This window comes from Parasutterella sp. (assembly GCF_057870745.1).
On sequence record NZ_DBMALT010000006.1, the window covers coordinates 24566 to 44020 of the forward strand.

Consider the following 19455-nt stretch of genomic DNA (forward strand, 5'->3'; position numbering starts at 1 on the left):
CTTTCTCTGCCCGACATTGTCAGATATCGGGGATGTGGGAGTGTTCGTTTTTAATAGAGAGATCAGAGTGAAGCCGTTTAGAACCAAATTTACGAAGATTTTGACAGGTCTGGGTGTGACTGCGGCTTTACTGTTTTCCATTCCTTCTTCGGCCGTTTCTCAGGAAACAGCTCTTCCCGGGAAAGGCGAAGTGGTATTAGAGAAAGCCGGCGAGATTGAACTCGGGGATTTGATTCAGCAGTGGGCCAGCGAGATGGATCACGTTTACGCCGAAACCCGCATCCAGGCAAAAGACTCGAACAAAAAGATTTTCGAAAGACTGGGCATTAACGACAAAGCATTTGTTCGTTATGTGAACTCCATCAAAGGTAAAGAGAATCCTTTTGCTCGCCTCCAGAAAGGACGTTTGATTCAGGCTCGCCTGACACCGACCGGAGAAGTCATTTCTTTGCGTGTTTTCCGTCCGATTGACTCCTTGTCTCGCGACGTCGCTTATTTCCAGGTCAGCAAAGAATCCGGAAAGTTTAAGCACGCCAATTTAAAGAGCGAGATCGATGCCTTCCCGATTGCCTCCTCCGCAGTGATTAAGACCTCGCTCGAGAGCGCAGCGGTTTCTGCAAATATTCCGGCCAATGTTTTGGCTCAAATTAAAGAAAGACTCAGCACGTCGATGGACGTGAATAAAGGTGTTGCTGCCGGCGATTCTTTCAGCGTCATTTATGAACGCCGCCAGATTGACGGAGCCGACCTCGGTTCCGGAAAACTTTTGGCAATTGAGTATTTCTCCAAAGGCAAGACCATTGATTCTTACTGGTACGAGGGCGAAGGCGTCGAAGGTTATTTCGACTCCGAGGGCAACAACACAGACATTACGTTCCTGCGTATGCCCTGCGAAGCCCGCGTAACCTCTACTTTTAACCGCGTTCGTAAGCATCCTGTGACAGGACGCCTGCGTCCGCACTGGGGTGTTGACCTCGGTGCACCGCGCGGAACACCGGTTTACGCAGCCGGCGACGGAGTGATTTCTTCCAAGAAATATCAACGCCGCGGCTACGGTTACTGGCTTGAGCTCACTCATGCCGGCGGTTATAAATCACTTTACGCTCACTTGAGCAAGTACGCAGCCGGCATGGCCGAAGGCGTCAAAGTGAAGAAAGGACAGCTGATCGGATATGTCGGTACTTCCGGTATGGTGACCGGTCCTCATCTTCACTATGAACTGAAGAAAGACGGTCAGCAAATCAATCCGCTCATCGCCGATCTTCGAACCGGAGAAAACCTGAAAGAGGATGCGCTGGAAGATTTCAAGCTTGCAATCTCTCCGATGCGCCGCCAGATCGCAATGCTGAGCCGACTTCAGCTTGCGCAGAATTCAGCCGCAACAGGTTCGGACTAAACGACTTGTTAGAATTTGAGGCCTCAGTTGTGTGAGGCCTTTGTTTTTATGTGCACTCCGAATATTCCTATTTACGTCGGCATGATGTCCGGCACCAGCATGGACGGTGTTGACGCTGTCGCATGCGTTTTTAATGAAAAAGGCTGTCAATTTATTGCCCGCAGTTTTGAGCCTTACTCGGACATGCTGCGCGAAAGCCTGCTTTCCTTGTGTCAGACCGGACCGGACGAAGTCTTCCGCATGCAGAACGGTGCCAACGAGATCGCAAAGATTTATGCTAAGGCTTTCAATAAGCTGCTGACAGACAGCGGACTGAATTACAAGAACATCCGGGCGATCGGTGCGCACGGCCAGACGATACGGCACAATCCGCAGATCGGCGCGAGCACTCAGCTGATCAACGGGGCTTTACTGGCGGAGCTCACAAAAACGGATGTGATTACGGATTTCAGAAGCCGTGACTTGGCTGCCGGCGGAGAAGGGGCACCGCTGGTTCCCGCCTTTCATAAGTGGGTGCTGAGCGGAGATGTGCCGCGCGGCATTTTAAATATCGGCGGCATCAGCAATCTTACCGTACTGCCCGAGCGCGGCAGCGACGACGAAGTTCTGGGTTTTGACTGCGGCCCAGGAAACGTGCTGATGGACGCATGGATCGAAAAGGTCAACCACGTTCGATATGATCAGGATGCCGTGTGGGCACGCAGCGGTAAAGTCATTCCGCAGCTGCTGGAGAGTTTGAAACAGGAGAAATTCTTTTCTCTGGTGCCTCCGAAGAGCACGGGACGCGAGCTTTTCAACCTGCCTTGGCTGGAAGCCCGATTAAACGGAGAAAAACCGGAGGACGTGCAGCGGACGCTGGTTTCCTTTACTGCAGAAACCGTCACGGATGCGATTCGCAATTTTGCGCCGCACATCAAAGAGCTGAGAGTCTGCGGCGGAGGCGCCAAGAATCCTCTGATGATTAGTGAGCTGGCACTGCTCAATCCCGAGTTGGTTGTCACGACAACTGCGGAGCTCGGCGTGGATCCGCAGGACGTTGAGGGGTTGGCGTTTGCGTGGCTGGCTTATCGTTTTGACCGCCGAGAGCCGGGAAATCTGCCGAGTGCCACCGGCGCATCCGGTTCTCGAATTCTGGGCTGCTTGTATCCCGCCTAAACGAAAAGACCTCCTTGCGGAGGTCTCTGACGATTTTGTCGTGTCTTAATGCTTAGACGGAGAAGCTGGAGCCGCAGCTGCAGGTTGTCGTCGCATTCGGGTTCTTAATCACGAACTGTGCGCCTTCGAGGTCTTCTTTGTAGTCGATCTCGGCACCGACGAGATACTGATAGCTCATGGAGTCGATCAGGAGGGTGACTCCGTTTCTGACCATCACAGCGTCGTCTTCGTTGGTGGTTTCATCAAAAGTGAAGCCGTACTGGAAACCGGAGCATCCTCCGCCCTGAACGAATACTCTGAGTTTGAGATTCGGGTTGCCTTCTTCGTCAATCAGTTCTTTAACTTTGAGGCTGGCGGCATCGGTGAAGATAATGGGGTCGGGAAGCTTGATCTGTTCCTGATCCTGAACATTGTTTTCAGCCATTATTTTTCCTTGCAATAAGTAAATTTAGTACTACGGATTATAGAGAATCCGTCAATAGCACAAGGCCGGATTAGGTCATAATTTGTGAAAACAAACGGATTCCGTCCAACAGATTAAGCCGTTTGATTTTAGGAAGCGATGCCGCGTTCAGCGGAGTTTCAAACTTATAATTCTTTGATAATCGCCTGCGGATCAACCCCCGCAGTTTTATGGCTTACTTATGGGAAAAGCACATGTTCAACAAGAATTCGACCATCGAAATATCTGACCCGGCTGTATGGGAAATCATTCAAAAAGAGGGCAAACGTCAGGAAGATCAGATTGAACTGATTGCCAGTGAGAACTACGCCTCTCCGGCCGTTATGGCGGCCCAAGGCTCGGTGTTGACCAATAAGTATGCCGAAGGATATCCCGGCAAACGCTACTACGGCGGCTGCGAGTATGTTGACGAGGCTGAAACGCTGGCCAAAGAACGTGCCCTCAAACTCTTCTGCGAACCGGTCGGCGTAGAAATGGCGGTTAACGTACAGCCGCACTCCGGAGCTCAGGCCAATATGTCCGTTTTCTTCGGCCTGCTCAATCCCGGCGACACGGTGATGGGTATGTCGCTTGCCGAAGGCGGCCACTTGTCTCACGGCATGAAGCTCAATATGTCCGGCAAGTGGTTCAACGTCGTAAGCTACGGCTTAAACGACAAAGAAGAAATTGACTACGACCAGGTAGAAAAGCTTGCTGAAGAAAACAAGCCCAAAATTATCATCGCCGGAGCTTCTGCTTATTCCTTATATATCGACTTCAAGCGTTTCAGCGAAATTGCGAAGAAAGTCGGCGCTTACCTTATGGTCGATATGGCGCACTATGCGGGGCTCGTTGCCGCCGGAGTTTATCCGAGTCCGTTCCCTTACGCCGATATCGTGACGACCACGACCCACAAGACGCTGCGCGGACCGAGAGGCGGCATGATCTTCTGCCGTCCCGATCTGGAAAAACAGATCAATATGGCGGTCTTCCCCGGTGTTCAAGGCGGTCCCCTGATGCATGTGATTGCCGCTAAGGCAGTCGCTTTCGGCGAAGCATTAAAACCGGAATACAAGGAATATCAGCAGCAGGTCATCAAGAATGCTGCTGCAATGGCTGACGCTCTGACGAAACGCGGCCTTCGTATTGTCTCCGGACGCACCCAGAGTCATGTGATGCTCGTGGACCTTCGTTCTAAGAATATCACCGGGAAAGAAGCTGAAACCGTTCTTCATGAAGTCGGTATTACGGTCAATAAGAATTCGATTCCGAACGACCCGCAGAAACCCTTCGTAACCAGCGGTATTCGCTTGGGTTCTCCTGCCATGACGACCCGCGGCTTCAAAGAAAATGAAGCGATCGAAGTCGCCAATCTCATCGCTGACGTGCTTGATGCACCTAAGAACGAACAGGTGCTCGCCAACGTAAAAGAACGTGTTGCAAGTCTCGTTGCCCGATTCCCTGTTTATTTGGCAACCGTGTAAGGCTGATTCAGGAGCGATCCTATGCTTTGTCCCTACTGCAAAGAACCCAACACTCAAGTTATTGACTCCCGCACCTGTGAAGAAGGTTCGGCCATTCGGCGCCGGAGAAAGTGTCCGAACTGCGGTGCCCGCTTCACGACGTACGAAAAGGCCGCACTGCAGATGCCGCTCATTATCAAGAAAAACGGCAGCGTTCGGGAGGCCTACAACAGCGAGAAGCTGCGCCGCTCCATGCAGATTGCGCTGCGCAAGCGCCCTGTGAAAGCAAGCGAGCTCGACTCGGCCATTTCACGCATTGAGAAGCAGCTTCAAGTGTCCGGGGAAAAGGAAGTGACCTCCAAACGCGTCGGAGATATGGTCATGCTCGAGTTGAAGAAACTCGATAACGTGGCCTATGTCCGCTACGGTTCGGTCTACTTTAACTGCGGGACGTTGGACGACATGATCAAGCTCGTTGAAAACGCCCGAGACGACCAAGGAAAGGATGAAAAATGAGTTTTTCCGATTGTTCATATATGCGCCGTGCGCTGGAGCTGGCGAAGAAAGCTCGTTTTAACTGTCCGCCGAATCCGGCCGTGGGCTGCGTGATTGTCAAAGACCGCCGCATCATCGGCGAAGGTTTTACTCAAAAGACCGGCGAGGCACATGCCGAAGTCATGGCCTTGCGCGACGCGGCCTCCCGCGGAGAAAGCGTAGAGGGCGCAACGGTTTACGTAACGCTCGAGCCGTGTTCACACTACGGCCGCACACCGCCCTGCGCCCTAGCGCTTAAAAATGCGAAGGTTGCCCGCGTGGTTGCAGCCCTGAAAGATCCCAATCCTTTGGTGGCAGGCAAGGGCCTCAAGATGCTGGAAGAAGCCGGCGTTAAAGTTGAGTGCGGGCTGGAAGCCGAAGAGGCCGAAGAGATCAACCGCGGATTTTTAAAGCGTCAAAGAGAAGGCATGCCCTGGGTCCGCACTAAGATGGCCATGAGTGTGGACGGCAACACAGCGCTTGCCAACGGCAAGAGCCAATGGATTACTTCGGAAGAAGCCCGTGCAGACGGGCACTTCTGGCGCGGTATCAGCGGCGCGGTGCTGACCGGGCTCGGGACCGTGCTGGCAGATAATCCTCAGATGACGGCGCGTTTCGAAGGTGTTACTCGCCAGCCTCTGAAAGTCGTCGTGGACTCCAATCTCAGTCTGAATCCGGATCTGAAGATTTTCCAGGGCGGAAAGACTCTGCTGGTGTGCGCGCACTACGACATAGTGCGGGCTGAGAACTTTGAGAGTCAGGGCGTTGAGGTGATTGAACTTCCCGGCAAAGACGGCAAGGTGGATCTCAGAGCTCTGATGCGCGAGCTTGCTAAGCGCGAAATCAATGATGTGCATGTAGAAGCAGGAGCTCGTCTGAACGGAGCCTTGGCGATGGAAGGTCTGATTGATGAATATCTGATCTACGTGGCGCCGGTTTTTTTAGGCGATGGACGCCGTCTGCTGGATTTACCATCTTTTAAAGACCTTTGTGAGGGTGTCGCGTTAGAATTCACCGATATTCAAAAAGTTGGTCCGGATGTGCGTCTGATGCTCCGTCCGGTGCGCTAAATAAGGAGACGATATTTATGTTTACAGGAATTATTCAGGCCGTCGGCCGTATTCGCGACAACGAAGAGATTGGTGACGGTCTGCGTATTCATGTTGAAGCCCCGGAACTTGGTTTGGACACGGTCAAGATCGGTGACTCGATCGCCATCAACGGCGCCTGCATGACAGTGGTCGAAGTCGATGAGAAGCGATTTAAAGTTGAAGTTTCTGCCGAGTCACTCAGCAAAACCGCCGGCTTGGACGGATGGGGCTATGTGAACCTGGAAAAGGCCATGCGTCTCGGCGATCGTTTAGACGGTCACATTGTGAGCGGCCATGTTGACGGCGTAGGCGAAGTCGACGCCTTCGATAAAGTTGCCGAATCCTATCGTTTGGTGGTTCGCTGCCCGATGAAACTTGCTAAGTTCCTGGCCTATAAAGGTTCGGTGGCCATCAACGGCGTTTCCCTGACGATCAACGAAGTGGAAGACACACCTGCCGGCACCCGCATCAGCATCAACTTAATTCCGCATACTTTCGAGCACACCGCTTTCAAGCACACCAAGAAGCGCGACCTGGTCAATGTCGAAGTGGATACGGTTGCCCGCTACATCGAAAGAATGTATTCGCTCACCGAGCATAAATAATTGAATTTTTGACGGCCTTTGAACCCAACGCGGAGCGATTCGCGGAGGATTTCAAAGGCCGTTTTGTTAGAATTCCGCCTATCAATTTAACGGAGAAGAATGTGTCCATTGAATTCATTAAACCGAATGCAGACGGCAGTGATTTGAAAATCGGTATTGTTTCCGCCCGCTTCAACGACTGGGCCTGCGATGCCATGTTTGCATCCTGCTACGAAGAGCTCAAAGCTCATGGGGTAAAAGACGAGAACATCGTGGTAACCACGGTTCCCGGCGCTTTGGAAATCCCCGGAGCACTTGTCATGCTCTACGAAGGCTATCCGGATTTGGACGCCTTAGTTGCAATCGGCTGCGTGATCAGAGGAGAAACCTATCACTTTGAACTGGTCGCCAATGAGTCTTCCCGTGGCGTGACAAACTTCGTTATGACCGAAGGCATCTCTGTGGCCAACTGCATTCTGACAGTTGAAAACGAAGAACAGGCCAAAGCCCGCGTCCAGGAAAAAGGTGCCGACGCCGCTCGCGTGGCTCTGGAAATGGGCAATCTGCGCCGCTTCTGCGGACAGCGCGTTATGGAAAATTTCGGAGAAGATGATGGACAGTAATCATACGGGAGCCAAGAGCCCCGCAAAGAAGCGCGGAGGCCGGAGCGCCCGTCGCCGTTCACGCGAATTCGCTCTTCAGGGCGTTTATCAGTGGCTGATGAGTCATACCGACCCGGAAGCAATTGATGCTGCAGCTTTGGAAGCTGAAGATTTTGACAAAGCCGATCAGGCTTTCTACCGTGAACTGCTTCACGGCGTTACCGAAGAGTTCCCGTCTCTTGAGGCGAGCTACGCTCCTCATATCGACCGTGAAGTGACTTCGTTGTCTCCGATTGAAAGAGCCATTCTTTTAATCGGCACGTACGAACTTAAAAACACGACGACGCCTTATCGCGTTGTGATCAACGAGGCAGTGGAACTGGCTAAGAGCTTCGGCGGTTCCGACGGCTTTAAATATGTCAACGGAGTTTTGGACAAGATGGTTCCGGAACTTCGTCCCTACGAGGTTGTGAAAGGCAAAAATGCCTGAGCACCCTGCCTGTACGGTGACTCCGAATCCGCTTGATGAATTCGGAGTCATATCTCGTTTTTTTACGGACCGCTCTTTTTATCCGTCTGCGTGGCCTTCACAAGGCGCAGGGGACGACTGTGCGTTTCTTGACGTCGGACCGATGCGTTTAGCCGTGACGGCCGACATGATGGCCCTCGGGTCCCATTTCCTAGAAAATGCCGATCCTTATACGGTAGGCCGCAAAGCGCTTGCCGTGAACTTATCTGATCTTGCCGCTGCCGGCTCTGAACCGAAAGCGTTTTTTCTCTCTATTTCTCTGCCTCGCATCGACCAGTGTTGGCTGGATGGTTTTTCCAAAGGTCTTTTGGAAGAGGCGCGCCGTTTTAATTGTCCGCTTCGCGGCGGAGATACTGTCAAATCCTTTGCAAAACCGGGACAGCCCCCTTACACCGCGATTTCCATCACTGCGATGGGCGAACTGCCTGCCGGCAAAGGACTGACCCGAGCCGGTGCTCGAGTCGGCTATGATATTTGGGTCTCCGGCACGCCGGGAGACGCGTTTGCAGCGCTCGGTCAGATCTTCGGATACTGGACGTTTGCCGAGCCGCTTTTCGGATATTTCCGTTCCCGCATGGATTTGCCTGAACCTCGGGTGGCGCTCGGCCGCGGATTGCTCAATGTCGCCACGGCCTGCTGCGATATTTCCGATGGTTTGGTTGGAGATCTGAAGCATATCCTGGAGCGATCGGGGGTTTCAGCTCGCCTTTTCTGGCCGGCTTTTCCGAAGTCCGACGCAATGAAACTTCTTCCCGAAGCCATCCAACAGCGCTGTATTTTGTCCGGCGGAGATGATTACGAATTGCTCTTTACCGCACCTTCTCATTGCCGCGGAGAAGTCGAACGAATCGCTGAGCGTGCAGGTACTCGTGTGTCCCGCATCGGCGAGATTGTTCCGGCAGGGGATCCCTTAAAAATTATTGATGCAAACGGTGCGGAGGTCGCGTGCGGGGCCTCATTTAACCATTTCGGAGAGGCCGGCTCATGAAATCCTATAAAACGACACCGCCTTCTTTTAAGACAGTGCTTGAACACCCTTGGCTTTGGATCTCAACATTCTTCGGATCCGGCTGCATTACGCCGGCGCCGGGAACTTGGGGTTCCTTTGCGGCGTGGGGCGCCTTCTGGCTTTTGGATATGTGGCTCGGACGGAGCTTCATCTGGGCCGCGGCATTGGTTTTATTTGTGCTCGGATGTGTCTCGGTCGGTAAAAGTACTGCTTATTTAAATAAAGTCGATCACGGCTCCATCGTGGTCGATGAAGTCGTCGCGGTATGGGTGGTTCTGCTTCTGACGCCTTTGGGTTTCTGGTGGCAGCTCTCATCCGTAATCGCGTTTCGTTTTTTTGACATCGTTAAGCTTCCGCCCGCATCGGTGGTGGACAGAGGCCGTCAGAACGGCTTTACTGTCATGCTTGACGATATATTCGCGGCTGTTTATGCCATTCTGGTTATTAATTCGATGGCCTGGGTGGCAGGGTTCTACGGAGCCGCTTCACCTTTTTGGATTTTGCGATGAATAAAGAAATAGAAGATAAAGTCAAAGAACTCAGCCGCCGCATTGTCGGTACCGGTCAGATCGTGGTTGCCGCCGAGTCCCTCACCGGCGGAATGATCAGTTCAGCCCTGACGTCGATTCCCGGCGCGAGCGAATGGTTCGAGCGTGGTTTCGTGACTTACACCAATCAAGCGAAGCACGAGATGCTGGACGTTCCGCAGTCTATTCTTGACCGCTTCTCTGCCGTGAGCACTCAAACCGTATCGCAGATGCTTGAAGGCGCGATTCGTCACTCCAACGCTACCATGGCCGTGGCCGTCAGCGGTATTGCAGGTCCGGACGGTGCAATGCCGGGCAGACCCGTCGGTACTGTGTTTATCGGCTGGAAGCGCAAAGATGAGATGGCCGAAGTCGGCCGCTATGCATTCAAGGGCGACCGTCAGAGCGTGCGCGAGCAGACGGTTGCCGTCGCTATCCAAGGGTTAATCGAAATGCTCGACGAAAGGCAGCCATCATGAGTATCTGGCTCGATATTCTCTGTTTAATTCTGCTGATTCTCCTCAACGGTTTTTTTGCCATGAGCGAGATCTCCATCGTTACAGCTCGCCGCAGCAAGCTGCAAATGCTGGCAGATCAAGGCGCGAGCGGTGCAGAGCTTGCTTTGTCTCTGTCTGAAAACCCGACAAGAGCGCTTTCTACCATCCAGGTCGGCATTACTTCTATCGGCATTCTTTCCGGTATCGTCGGTGAGTCGGCATTGGTGGATCCGCTTTCTAATTTTCTTGTAGACACCATTCACATTCCGGCTGCGACCGCTCGCGGTGCTTCAATGGCAGTGGTGGTTATTCTGATCACGTACTTCTCCATTGTGATCGGTGAATTGGTTCCGAAACGTATCGGTCAGATGGGCGCTGACGCGATCTCCCGTTTGGTTGCTAAGCCCATCCACTGGCTGGCTATCCTGGCCATGCCTTTCGTGAAGCTGCTCTCTTTCTCCACAGAGCTGCTTCTTAAGATCCTCGGCATTAAGCAGGACGATCAAAAGATCACGGAAGAAGAAATTCATTCCATGATCGACGAAGGCGGAGAGGCCGGCGTGATTGACGCGCAGGAACACACGATGGTCAAAAATGTTTTCCGTTTGGATGACCGTGCCGTTGCGTCCCTGATGGTTCCGCGTTCCGAAGTCCAGTACTTGGACTTGGAAGATACACGCGAAGTCAATATGGAAAAAGTTCTCAACTCTCAGCATTCTCGTCTTCCGGTTTGCTACGGAGGTCTGGACGACATCCGAGGTGTGGTCACCACACGTCTGCTTTTAAAGCAGATGGTCAATGACGGTAAACCCAACTTCAAGGTGAACTACGAGCCCGTACTCTACGTTCCGGAATCTATTTCCGGTATGGAGCTGTTAGACACCTTCAGAAAGAGCGACGCAGCGTTGGCGATGGTAGTTGACGAATACGGCGCAATCTTAGGTCTGGTGACGCCGCACGATGTGCTGGAAGCTATTGCCGGCGAATTTAAGCCGGATGCTCCGGAAGACGCTCAGATCATTCAGAAGGGCGAGAACTGCTATGAAGTCGACGGCTTGCTGCCGATTCCCGAACTGAAAGACTTGCTCGACATTGATGAGGTGCCGGACGAAGATAAGGACCGCTATACGACGGTTGCAGGCATGGTGATCTTCCTTCTGGAGCGCCTGCCCCGTACCGGAGATCGAGTCAAATGGGACGGCTGGGAATTCCGTGTTATGGTTATGGACGGACGCCGTCTGGACCGTATCCTGATTACCAAACTGCCGTCTGCAGATGACGTTAAGGAAAAAGAGAGCTAGACAATTTCGGGCCGGCCGTGAGCCGGCCTTAAAGAAGCACTCAAAACAAAAGACCGCTGTCCCGGCGGTCTTCTCGTATGCGGAGAGGAAGCTACTTAGACGAAGGGTTCTTAGGATCCTTCTTCACAATCGGGTGCTTCTCATCGTATTCGATACCTTTGAAGATACCGAAAGAGCTTGCGGCAATCAATGCCGCGCCAAGGTAGCGCCTGGGGCTGCCGTTTTTAAGGACCAATCTTGCAATTGCCACCGCAGCCGGAATAAACACCGTTCGAGCCAAGGGGATGGCAACTTTCGGATTAGTTAAACCTAGGGCCTGCATGGTTTTAACCGCGTCGACTCCGATGTTTTTGACAGCGGATGCGGGTTTGCTGCGCATATAGGTCAACTCATCTTGAATCTGAGCTCTTTGTTCACCTGCCTTGACGGTCAGTTGTGCAAGCTTACGAGCAACGTCTTCATTTGCCTGCATTGTTGTTCTCCCCTTCGGTAGGATCGACCGGCTGTTGGGCGGCGACGCCTGCTTTCTTATTGCAGGAAGCACGGAAAGCGGCTACGTCGGCAGCCAAAATCTGACGAGATTCCTCAAACGCATAAGGCATATTAGCCGCAAGGTTGCGGGCTTTGCCTAAGAAGAAAAGGAACAGGAGCAGATAGACGCCTGCTATGCAGCAGGAAACGAAAATGCGGTGATCTTCCCAGAAAATAACAAGAAGTGCGACCGATATAAAAACGAGCGCAAAGAGGCCGAAAAGGGCGGCAAGAACAGCATAAATTGCTGTCTTTGCCGCGTTGTTTTTGGCGACGGAGAGCTCGATAGAAGCAATTTGAAGACGCGTCGCCAAACCGTCAACCACCTGATTAAGGATGGTGAAGAGTCCGGGGTCGGCGTTATTTCTATCTGACATATCTATCTCCGAAAGCCTCGGGAAGAATTACTTGCGAGCAACCAAGAGACCGAGCAGGAGGCCGCCGACAGCAGCGATACCGACAGCACGCCAAGGATTGGAGCGAACGCAGTCGTTAACTTCACCGGCAATTTCTCTGCCTTCTTCAGAAGTCTTCTCGTAGAAGCTCTTCATGTTTCTGCTTGCACGTGCCAGGCATTCTTTAGCTTTTGCCTGGAGCTCTTTAGCTTCTTCGCCGGTAGCGGCGGAGGCCTGCTTCAGGAATTCGTCAGCCTGTTCGAGGGCAGTGTCAACATTTTCACGAACTACGGCTTCAATTTTGTTTTCCATACTGAAATTACCTCCCTTTAAGGATATCTATATGTTTGAAAAGTCTATCACCTGCCGTAAACCCAGCTGATTACAGCGTCCATAACGGGTATGGAATTGATCGCGGAAGGTCCGTTGACGATGGCCGCGACGGCATAGCGTTCGCCGCTTTTCGTCTGAACATACCCCGCAATCGAACGGACGTTTTGGATATATCCCGTTTTGACGTGTGCGCTGCCCTGAGCGACATGTCTTTTTCTCATGGTCCCGTCAACGCCGGAGATCGGCAGCGAGGAGACGAATTCAGGCATCTGCGGAGAGTTCCACATATGTTTCAGGACCGTCACGAAGGCATCTGTAGAAACGGACGTGGTACGAGAAAGACCGCTGCCGTTGTCGATTTTGAGCGAGGAGGCAGGAATCTTTAGGGAAGCGGCCCATTCATAGACGGCGGCTCGGGCCCCCTCTAAGTTTTTGGGTTCGTCTTTCTGAGTTTTGGCTAACGCGAGGAAGAGCTGACGAGCGATGATGTTGTCGCTGTACTTATTCATGTTGTAGACAAGTTTCGTCAAAGGCTCGGAGTACGAAGAAGCAAGCACTTTGTAATCCTCAGAGTCTTCGGGGAGTTTGCCTTGAACGACTTTGCCTTTCCAGGAGCCTCCGGCTTTTTTCCACATGTCGGCAAAGACGACCTGAAGATACTGGTCGGCTGAGAGGCTGGTGTAGAAGTAGTCCTTAGGGCCGCACTTCAGCGGGAATTTTCCTTTGAAGGCAGGTTTAAGCGGATTGGAGAAATCCGGATTGATCTGCTTTCTCCATGCTCCGCAGCCTTCTTTGCTTAAAGGAATGCTTTCGGGAAGCTTCACACCGGCGATTCTCGGCTCGGGATAAAGGTAGGCGACGCCGGCTTCTTTATCAGGGCGGATTCTAATGAAGAAAGAGCGGGAGTTCACCATCAAGGCGTCAGGTCCCAGGTTGTAAGGACGGTTGCCTTCTCCGTCGAATGCAAAAGGATCAATAGGCGTCACATCAAAGTGTGAGCGGTCGGCAATGATATTTCCTTTGATTTCTTTGACGCCGCGGGCGCGGAGATTGTCGACCAGAAGCCAGAAGCGCTCGATAGTCAAGGAGGGCGCACCGTGCCCGACTAAATAAAGATCTCCGTTGAGCACTCCTTTTTTATCCGGTTCCTCAGAGGAAACGAATCGGGTCGTCCAGACTTTTGCGGGTCCCAGAAGCTGCAGCGCCGCAGCTGAAGTAATGACTTTGGCACTGGACGCCGGCACTCGAGGTGTAGAACCGTTGAACTTTAAGGTGGTTCCTTTGTCGCTGAGCGGAATGACGGAGAGCGAAAAATCGCTTTTAGGGACTTTGCATGAGTTCAGGGCCTTCTGAATGGGCGCCGGAAGGGAGGGTGCTGATTTTTGGGAGGCTGCCTGACCGGAAGGGGAGAAAAAAATGAAAAAAGACAGGGCGACGACGCTAAATTTAACCACTTCAATCCTCACAAAACATCAGTAAAACTCGAGCAAAGATGCCATTTTTACGCGACATTACATGTTGTTAACAAAACGTCGCATTTGAAACACATTTGTTTACAGAGTTTGTTAGTATAAACACCTATTTGAGAACGGCCTTGAAAAAAGACTGCATAGCCTCATATAAGGAAATATTGGTAAAGCCTAGCGCTTTGATAAACACAAATAGGAGTTTTAAAGATGAAGATTCGTCCTTTGCACGACCGCGTTATTGTTAAACGCGTTGACGCCGAAACACGTACAGCCAGCGGTATTTATATCCCTGAAGCAGCCGGTGAAAAACCTGACCAGGGTGTTGTCCTCGCTGTCGGTCCCGGCAAGCGTGACGAAGCAGGCAAGCTCATCCCTATGGATGTTAAAGTAGGCGACCGCATTCTGTTCGGCAAATATTCCGGCCAGAACGTGAAGGTCGACGGGGACGAATACCTCGTAATGCGTGAAGAAGACATTATGGGTGTCCTCGAGTAAGACGACCTAGTACAGAATTTAGAAATAGGAGATTAAGTAAATGACAGCAAAACAGGTTTTGTTCGGCAATGACGCTCGTTCCCGTATGGTCAACGGCGTTAACGTTCTTGCCGATGCCGTTAAAGTAACTCTCGGACCGAAAGGCCGCAACGTTGTTCTCGAACGCGCTTTCGGCGGCCCGACTATCACCAAAGACGGTGTTTCTGTTGCAAAAGAAGTTGAACTGAAAGACAAGTTTGAAAACATGGGAGCTCAGATGGTTAAGGAAGTGGCTTCCAAGACCAGCGACAACGCCGGTGACGGTACGACGACAGCTACCGTTTTGGCTCAGGCTATCGTTGACGAAGGCATGAAGTATGTTGCCGCCGGTATGAGCCCGATGGATCTGAAGCGCGGTATCGACAAAGCTGTTGCTGCTGCCATCGAACAGCTCCACTCCCTCAGCAAGCCGACAACTACCAGCAAGGAAGTTGCTCAGGTCGGCGCTATTTCCGCTAACTCCGATCATGAAATCGGCGACATCATTGCCGAAGCCATGGAAAAAGTCGGTAAGGAAGGCGTTATCACTGTCGAAGACGGCAAGAGCCTGCACAACGAACTCGAAGTTGTTGAAGGTATGCAGTTTGACCGCGGCTACCTCTCTCCGTACTTCATCAACAACCCTGACAAGCAGGTAGCTCTCCTTGAGAACCCCTACCTCCTCTTGGTTGAGAAGAAGATCAGCAACATTCGCGATCTTCTCCCGATCCTTGAACAGGTTGCTAAGTCCGGCCGTCCTCTGCTCATCATTGCAGAAGACATCGAAGGCGAAGCTCTGGCCACATTGGTTGTCAACAGCATCCGCGGTGTTCTGAAGACTGTTGCCGTTAAGGCTCCGGGCTTCGGTGATCGCCGTAAGGCCATGCTCGAAGATATCGCTATTCTGACAGGCGGTACCGTCATTTCCAGCGACGTCGGTCTGACCCTTGAAAAGGCCACACTTGCCGAACTCGGTTCTGCTAAGAAGGTTGAAGTCAACAAAGAAAGCACCACGATCATCGACGGCGCCGGCAAGGAAGATCAGATCGAAGCTCGTGTTAAACAGATCCGTGCTCAGATGGAAGAAACTTCCAGCGACTACGATCGTGAAAAACTTCAGGAACGCGTTGCCAAACTGGCAGGCGGTGTTGCTCTGATCAAGGTCGGTGCTGCTACTGAAGTTGAAATGAAGGAAAAGAAAGCCCGTGTTGAAGATGCTCTGCATGCCACACGTGCTGCTGTTGAAGAAGGCGTTGTTGCCGGCGGCGGCGTTGCTCTGATCCGTGCAAAACAGTCCATCAAAGACATCAAGGGCGACAACCCCGAACAGGACGCCGGCATCAAGATCGTTCTCCGCGCTATGGAAGAACCGATGCGTCAGATCGTCCGCAACGCCGGTGACGAACCCAGCGTCGTTGTTGACCGTGTCGCTAACGGCAAGGGCAACTTCGGCTTCAACGCTCAGACCGGTGAATACGGCGACATGATCGAAATGGGCGTTCTGGATCCGACTAAGGTTACCCGTACAGCTCTGCAGAATGCAGCTTCCGTTGCCAGCCTGATCCTGACAACCGAATGCATGATTGCTGACATGCCTGAAGACAAGCCTGCAATGCCCCCGATGGGCATGGGCGGCGGAATGGGCGGAATGCCCGGCATGATGTAATCATCCGCTGAGTTAAGCTAACAAAACACCCGGAGGTCTCGCACCGACGGGTGTTTTTCTTATGTACAGACGGCGAAAAGTCTTCTTTTCGAGGTGGCTTATTGAGTCGCCGCCTAGCGGTAAACCGCATTCTCTGTAGAAAGATATTTGGCATACAATCCAAAGGAAGACGAATAAGAAGGACAGGAAGTGTAGATATGCGATGGAAGTTCATACTCGGTCTTCTGACCACATGCGCCGTTTTAATGTCCATGAGCTATACGATGCTCATTCCCTTCCTGCCCATGTATCTCATTCAGGATTTAGGTGTCGTAAAAGCCGACGTGGACATGTGGTCGGGAGCGATATTTGCCATCACATTCCTTGTCAGCGGCATCATGGCGCCCATCTGGGGGGCGCTGGCCGATAAGAAAAGCCGCAAGCTCATGGCGCTTCGCGCCGGCTTTTGCCTGGCGATCACTTACTTCCTAGGCGCCCTGGTATCCAATCCGTGGGAGCTGCTCGGCGTTCGTTTTATTCAGGGCCTGTCCGCAGGGCTGTGGCCGGCACTGCTTGCGATCATTTCTGTTGAATCCCCGAAACTTAAGCTCGGTTTCTGCATGGGCGTCATGCAGGGCGGCATGACAGCCGGCGGCGTGCTCGGACCATTATTCGGCGGCTTGCTGGCGGATCAATTCGGCATGCGTATGGCGTTCTTTATCGCGGCCGCCGCTTTGTTCCTGATCACGTTGGCTTTGTTCTTCTTCGTTAAAGAAGAGCCGAGAAAACCGGATCCGAATGCCAAACCGGTCAAGATTTGGGACTTTTCTTTGTGCAAGATTCCGGCCGTTAAGCGCATGCTGATCTGCGCCGGCGTGGTTCAGCTGACGATTTTGATGCAGCAGCCGATCATGCCGCTGTATGTGGCGGAGCTGCAGGGGTCGATGGAACGCATCGTTTTGATTTCCGGCATCGTGTTTTCCGTGACAGGTATTTCCGGAGTCCTCGCTTCTCCGGTCTGGGGCATCCTGGGACAGAACTGGGGTTACCGTCCCGTGCTTTATTTGTCGCTGCTCGGTGCCGGAATATTCGGAATTGTGCAGGTGTTTCCGAACTCGCTTGAGTGGTTCACGATTTGGCGCTTTGTCGGCGGTTTAGCCTTTGCCGGCATTTTCCCGGCCATCAACGCGGTGCTGACGGTTTCTACGAATGCCAATGACAAGGGACGCGTTTTCGGACTTTCGTATTTGGCTCAGCAGTTGGGCGCGGTGATGGGCCCGATTGTCGGCGGTGCAATGACTGCGTACTTCTCTTATAAGTTTATCATCGGAATGTCCGGCTTTATCTGTCTGCCGCTCGTCCTTTATCTGTTCCTCAAGAGACCGGCTAAGACGGAAGGTACCGGAACACCGCTGGTGTAGGAATACTTCTCAAGTTCGTGTGGCTTTTTGCAAAACGTCCGCCAGCTAAACATGCGACGGACGTTTTCATCATTTTCAGCGAGCGGATTGCTAAAATTCGTGCTCAAACACAATTCGAACGTTTGGAGAAAGCCATATGAAATTCACCGATATGCTTCAGCACTGCTGGGATGTCAACCAATCATTACTTTGTGTCGGTTTAGACCCCGATCCCAAACGTTTTCCGAAGCAGTTTGAAGGCAATAAGCACGCCATTCTGGATTTCTGCTGGGACATCGTTAAATCGACCGGAGATCTGGTCTGCGCGTTTAAGCCGCAGATTGCTTACTTTGCGTCTTCCGGCGCCGAAGATCAGCTCAAAGAACTGATCGCTCGAATCCACAGCGAATATCCGGAGGTTCCCGTGATTCTTGATGCGAAACGCGGGGATATCGGTTCGACCGCTAAGCATTATGCGAAGGAAGCTTTCGAGCGTTTCGGCGCCGACTGCGTCACGCTTTCTCCTTACATGGGTTTCGACTCTGTCGAGCCTTATCTCGAATATCCGGACAAGGGAGCCTTCATTCTTTGCCGCACCAGCAACAAAGGCGGCGATGACTTCCAGATGCTCGACTGCGGCGGCCAGCCTCTTTATCACGTAGTCGCGAAAAAAGTAGAGCAGTGGAACACCACTGGTCAGCTCGGCCTTGTGATCGGAGGCACTTATCCGAAAGAACTCGCGAGCGTCCGTGCTCTGACCCCGGAATTGAATTTCCTCGTTCCCGGCATCGGCGCACAGGGCGGAGATATCAATGCCTGTGTACAGAGCGGCATGAATGCGCAGAAGACCGGTATGGTGATCAATTCCAGCCGCGCCATTCTCTATGCGTCTTCCGGAGAGGACTTTAAGGAAAAAGCCAGAGCAGTCGCGATACAGACCCGCGATGCGATCAACGCTGCAAGAGGACTCTAAATTTCATTGACGATGGTGCGCTGCGGGATGTCCCAGAAAGGCGCCACCATGTCTTCTTTGCTTTGGAAAAATTGAACCAGGCGCGATTGGAACCACTGCAGGAATACGCGGTGGCGCCGAATGCGCCAGTTGGTTTTTGAGGTGCACACAAAGCACTCCACCGGCGGGTGGACCCAACCGGGGAGAATCGGCACCAAAGTGCCGGAAGCGATTTCCTGTGCACAATGAAAAAGCGGCAAATCCACCGAGATGCCTAGCCCGTCAATGACAGACTTTTTAATCGCGAGAATATTGGAAACTCTGAGTACTTGTTTCCACTTCACTTCTTCGCGTTTATCTCCGTTTTCTAAATAACGCGTCGCGGAACGCACTGAACCGTCATAGACCAAAACTGTGTGGGCAGCTAAATCCTTGGGATGCAGAGGCATTCCGTGCTCTTCGATGTATCGGCGCGAAGCCACAGGAACATAGACGTTGCGCCCTCTTGAATAGGACACAATCCGCGGGTCCTTGGATTTAAAGCTAGCTACGGAGATATCTGCTTTGTACTGAAGAATGTCCTGGACGTTTCCGCCGCCGACGATATCAAAGACAATCTCAGGGTACTGAGAGTTGAATTCCATCAGCATCGGGATGTAGACCGCGACGGATCCGGGCGCGAGCGACAGTCGGATCTTTCCTGCCATACCTGCTGAGCTCTGCGTCAGCTCTTTGACCATTTCTTCATGCTGAAGAAGGATGTTGGATGCGTGTTCATAGGCGATCTGGCCTGATTCCGTGAGCTGCAGCGGCCGCGTTACGCGAAGAATGAGCGTCTGCCCCAAAGCATTTTCTAAAGAAGTTAAAGCTCGGGAGACGGTTGAGACTTCTACATCAAATTCCCCGGCGGTGTCGGAGAAGTTTCGGGTATTGCACAAACTGCAAAAAAGGCGCCAGGCACTTAGGTCGTCTAGTTTTGACATGATGCGAAAAAGGAATCGAGGATCTGTACATACTTTCTAACAAAAACGACAAATACGCAAGTACTTTGCGCAAAACGCAAAATAGCGTTTCCGATTTTGCCTGT

22 protein-coding genes are annotated in these 19455 nt (G+C 52.4%); 16 read left to right on the plus strand and 6 right to left on the minus strand.

The window, feature by feature from the left end; translation table 11 throughout:
- The first annotated feature begins 67 nt into the window (after positions 1-67).
- Together ACZND6_RS02725 and ACZND6_RS02730 are read left to right on the plus strand one after the other, a co-directional pair.
- Complete coding sequence (locus ACZND6_RS02725; protein WP_293737178.1) at positions 68-1396, plus strand: peptidoglycan DD-metalloendopeptidase family protein; 1329 nt, start codon at positions 68-70, stop codon at positions 1394-1396.
- A 48-nt stretch (positions 1397-1444) separates the two neighbouring features.
- The gene (locus ACZND6_RS02730; RefSeq protein ID WP_293737179.1) at positions 1445-2551 is read left to right on the plus strand and encodes an anhydro-N-acetylmuramic acid kinase; all 1107 of its coding nucleotides are present in this window, start codon (positions 1445-1447) and stop codon (positions 2549-2551) included.
- A gap of 52 nt (positions 2552-2603) precedes the next feature.
- On the opposite strand, the gene erpA is transcribed toward ACZND6_RS02730, so the two are convergent.
- Positions 2604-2975 carry an iron-sulfur cluster insertion protein ErpA gene (gene erpA, locus ACZND6_RS02735; RefSeq protein WP_008812232.1) on the minus strand — a complete coding sequence of 124 codons (372 nt, stop codon included), beginning with the start codon at positions 2973-2975 and terminating at the stop codon, positions 2604-2606.
- 233 nt (positions 2976-3208) lie between these two features.
- Here erpA and glyA point away from each other — a divergent pair, with 233 nt between their 5' ends.
- From glyA to ACZND6_RS02785, 10 genes are all read left to right on the plus strand, one after another.
- Positions 3209-4477, plus strand: coding sequence for a serine hydroxymethyltransferase (gene glyA, locus ACZND6_RS02740; protein ID WP_300875719.1), 1269 nt, complete (start codon positions 3209-3211; stop codon positions 4475-4477).
- A gap of 21 nt (positions 4478-4498) precedes the next feature.
- Positions 4499-4972: a transcriptional regulator NrdR gene (gene nrdR / locus ACZND6_RS02745; protein ID WP_300875716.1), complete on the plus strand. Its 474-nt coding sequence runs from the start codon at positions 4499-4501 to the stop codon at positions 4970-4972.
- Complete coding sequence (gene ribD / locus ACZND6_RS02750; RefSeq protein WP_373216120.1) at positions 4969-6060, plus strand: bifunctional diaminohydroxyphosphoribosylaminopyrimidine deaminase/5-amino-6-(5-phosphoribosylamino)uracil reductase RibD; 1092 nt, start codon at positions 4969-4971, stop codon at positions 6058-6060. The genes nrdR and ribD overlap by 4 nt, the downstream gene beginning before the upstream one ends.
- Positions 6061-6077: 17 nt before the next feature.
- Positions 6078-6686: a riboflavin synthase gene (locus ACZND6_RS02755; RefSeq protein WP_022100506.1), complete on the plus strand. Its 609-nt coding sequence runs from the start codon at positions 6078-6080 to the stop codon at positions 6684-6686.
- A 101-nt stretch (positions 6687-6787) separates the two neighbouring features.
- A complete protein-coding gene (gene ribH, locus ACZND6_RS02760; protein ID WP_149879759.1) occupies positions 6788-7288 on the plus strand; it encodes a 6,7-dimethyl-8-ribityllumazine synthase in 501 nt (166 codons plus the stop codon).
- The gene (gene nusB / locus ACZND6_RS02765; protein WP_008864904.1) at positions 7278-7757 is read left to right on the plus strand and encodes a transcription antitermination factor NusB; all 480 of its coding nucleotides are present in this window, start codon (positions 7278-7280) and stop codon (positions 7755-7757) included. Before ribH ends, nusB begins: the two co-directional genes overlap by 11 nt.
- Positions 7750-8784 carry a thiamine-phosphate kinase gene (thiL, locus tag ACZND6_RS02770; RefSeq protein WP_293737183.1) on the plus strand — a complete coding sequence of 345 codons (1035 nt, stop codon included), beginning with the start codon at positions 7750-7752 and terminating at the stop codon, positions 8782-8784. Before nusB ends, thiL begins: the two co-directional genes overlap by 8 nt.
- Positions 8781-9314: a phosphatidylglycerophosphatase A family protein gene (locus tag ACZND6_RS02775; RefSeq protein ID WP_293737184.1), complete on the plus strand. Its 534-nt coding sequence runs from the start codon at positions 8781-8783 to the stop codon at positions 9312-9314. The genes thiL and ACZND6_RS02775 overlap by 4 nt, the downstream gene beginning before the upstream one ends.
- Positions 9311-9811, plus strand: coding sequence for a CinA family protein (locus ACZND6_RS02780; RefSeq protein WP_293737185.1), 501 nt, complete (start codon positions 9311-9313; stop codon positions 9809-9811). The genes ACZND6_RS02775 and ACZND6_RS02780 overlap by 4 nt, the downstream gene beginning before the upstream one ends.
- Positions 9808-11130 carry a hemolysin family protein gene (locus tag ACZND6_RS02785; RefSeq protein ID WP_293702445.1) on the plus strand — a complete coding sequence of 441 codons (1323 nt, stop codon included), beginning with the start codon at positions 9808-9810 and terminating at the stop codon, positions 11128-11130. Before ACZND6_RS02780 ends, ACZND6_RS02785 begins: the two co-directional genes overlap by 4 nt.
- A gap of 91 nt (positions 11131-11221) precedes the next feature.
- Here the strand turns inward: ACZND6_RS02785 and ACZND6_RS02790 are convergent, their stop codons facing one another.
- From ACZND6_RS02790 to dacB, 4 genes are read right to left on the minus strand one after another with little or no spacing between them, the layout of a single operon-like run.
- Positions 11222-11602 carry a hypothetical protein gene (locus ACZND6_RS02790; RefSeq protein ID WP_293737186.1) on the minus strand — a complete coding sequence of 127 codons (381 nt, stop codon included), beginning with the start codon at positions 11600-11602 and terminating at the stop codon, positions 11222-11224.
- Positions 11589-12038, minus strand: coding sequence for a phage holin family protein (locus tag ACZND6_RS02795; RefSeq protein WP_293737187.1), 450 nt, complete (start codon positions 12036-12038; stop codon positions 11589-11591). The genes ACZND6_RS02790 and ACZND6_RS02795 overlap by 14 nt, the downstream gene beginning before the upstream one ends.
- Positions 12039-12065: 27 nt before the next feature.
- Complete coding sequence (locus ACZND6_RS02800; RefSeq protein WP_022100498.1) at positions 12066-12368, minus strand: ElaB/YgaM/YqjD family protein; 303 nt, start codon at positions 12366-12368, stop codon at positions 12066-12068.
- A gap of 47 nt (positions 12369-12415) precedes the next feature.
- A complete protein-coding gene (gene dacB, locus ACZND6_RS02805; protein ID WP_293737189.1) occupies positions 12416-13843 on the minus strand; it encodes a D-alanyl-D-alanine carboxypeptidase/D-alanyl-D-alanine endopeptidase in 1428 nt (475 codons plus the stop codon).
- 222 nt (positions 13844-14065) lie between these two features.
- On the opposite strand from dacB, the gene ACZND6_RS02810 reads away from it, so the two are divergent.
- From ACZND6_RS02810 to pyrF, 4 genes are all read left to right on the plus strand, one after another.
- On the plus strand, positions 14066-14353 hold the full coding sequence (locus ACZND6_RS02810; RefSeq protein ID WP_008812212.1) for a co-chaperone GroES: 288 nt from the start codon (positions 14066-14068) through the stop codon (positions 14351-14353).
- 40 nt (positions 14354-14393) lie between these two features.
- The gene (groL, locus tag ACZND6_RS02815; protein WP_022100496.1) at positions 14394-16037 is read left to right on the plus strand and encodes a chaperonin GroEL; all 1644 of its coding nucleotides are present in this window, start codon (positions 14394-14396) and stop codon (positions 16035-16037) included.
- Between the two features lie 197 nt (positions 16038-16234).
- Complete coding sequence (locus tag ACZND6_RS02820; protein ID WP_489524377.1) at positions 16235-17437, plus strand: MFS transporter; 1203 nt, start codon at positions 16235-16237, stop codon at positions 17435-17437.
- 136 nt (positions 17438-17573) lie between these two features.
- Positions 17574-18389 (plus strand): orotidine-5'-phosphate decarboxylase, encoded by an 816-nt coding sequence (gene pyrF / locus ACZND6_RS02825; RefSeq protein WP_293737192.1) that lies wholly within the window; start codon positions 17574-17576, stop codon positions 18387-18389.
- Here pyrF and ACZND6_RS02830 read toward each other — a convergent pair.
- Complete coding sequence (locus ACZND6_RS02830) at positions 18386-19351, minus strand: LysR family transcriptional regulator (RefSeq protein WP_293737193.1); 966 nt, start codon at positions 19349-19351, stop codon at positions 18386-18388. The genes pyrF and ACZND6_RS02830 overlap by 4 nt on opposite strands.
- Positions 19352-19455 lie beyond the last annotated feature (104 nt).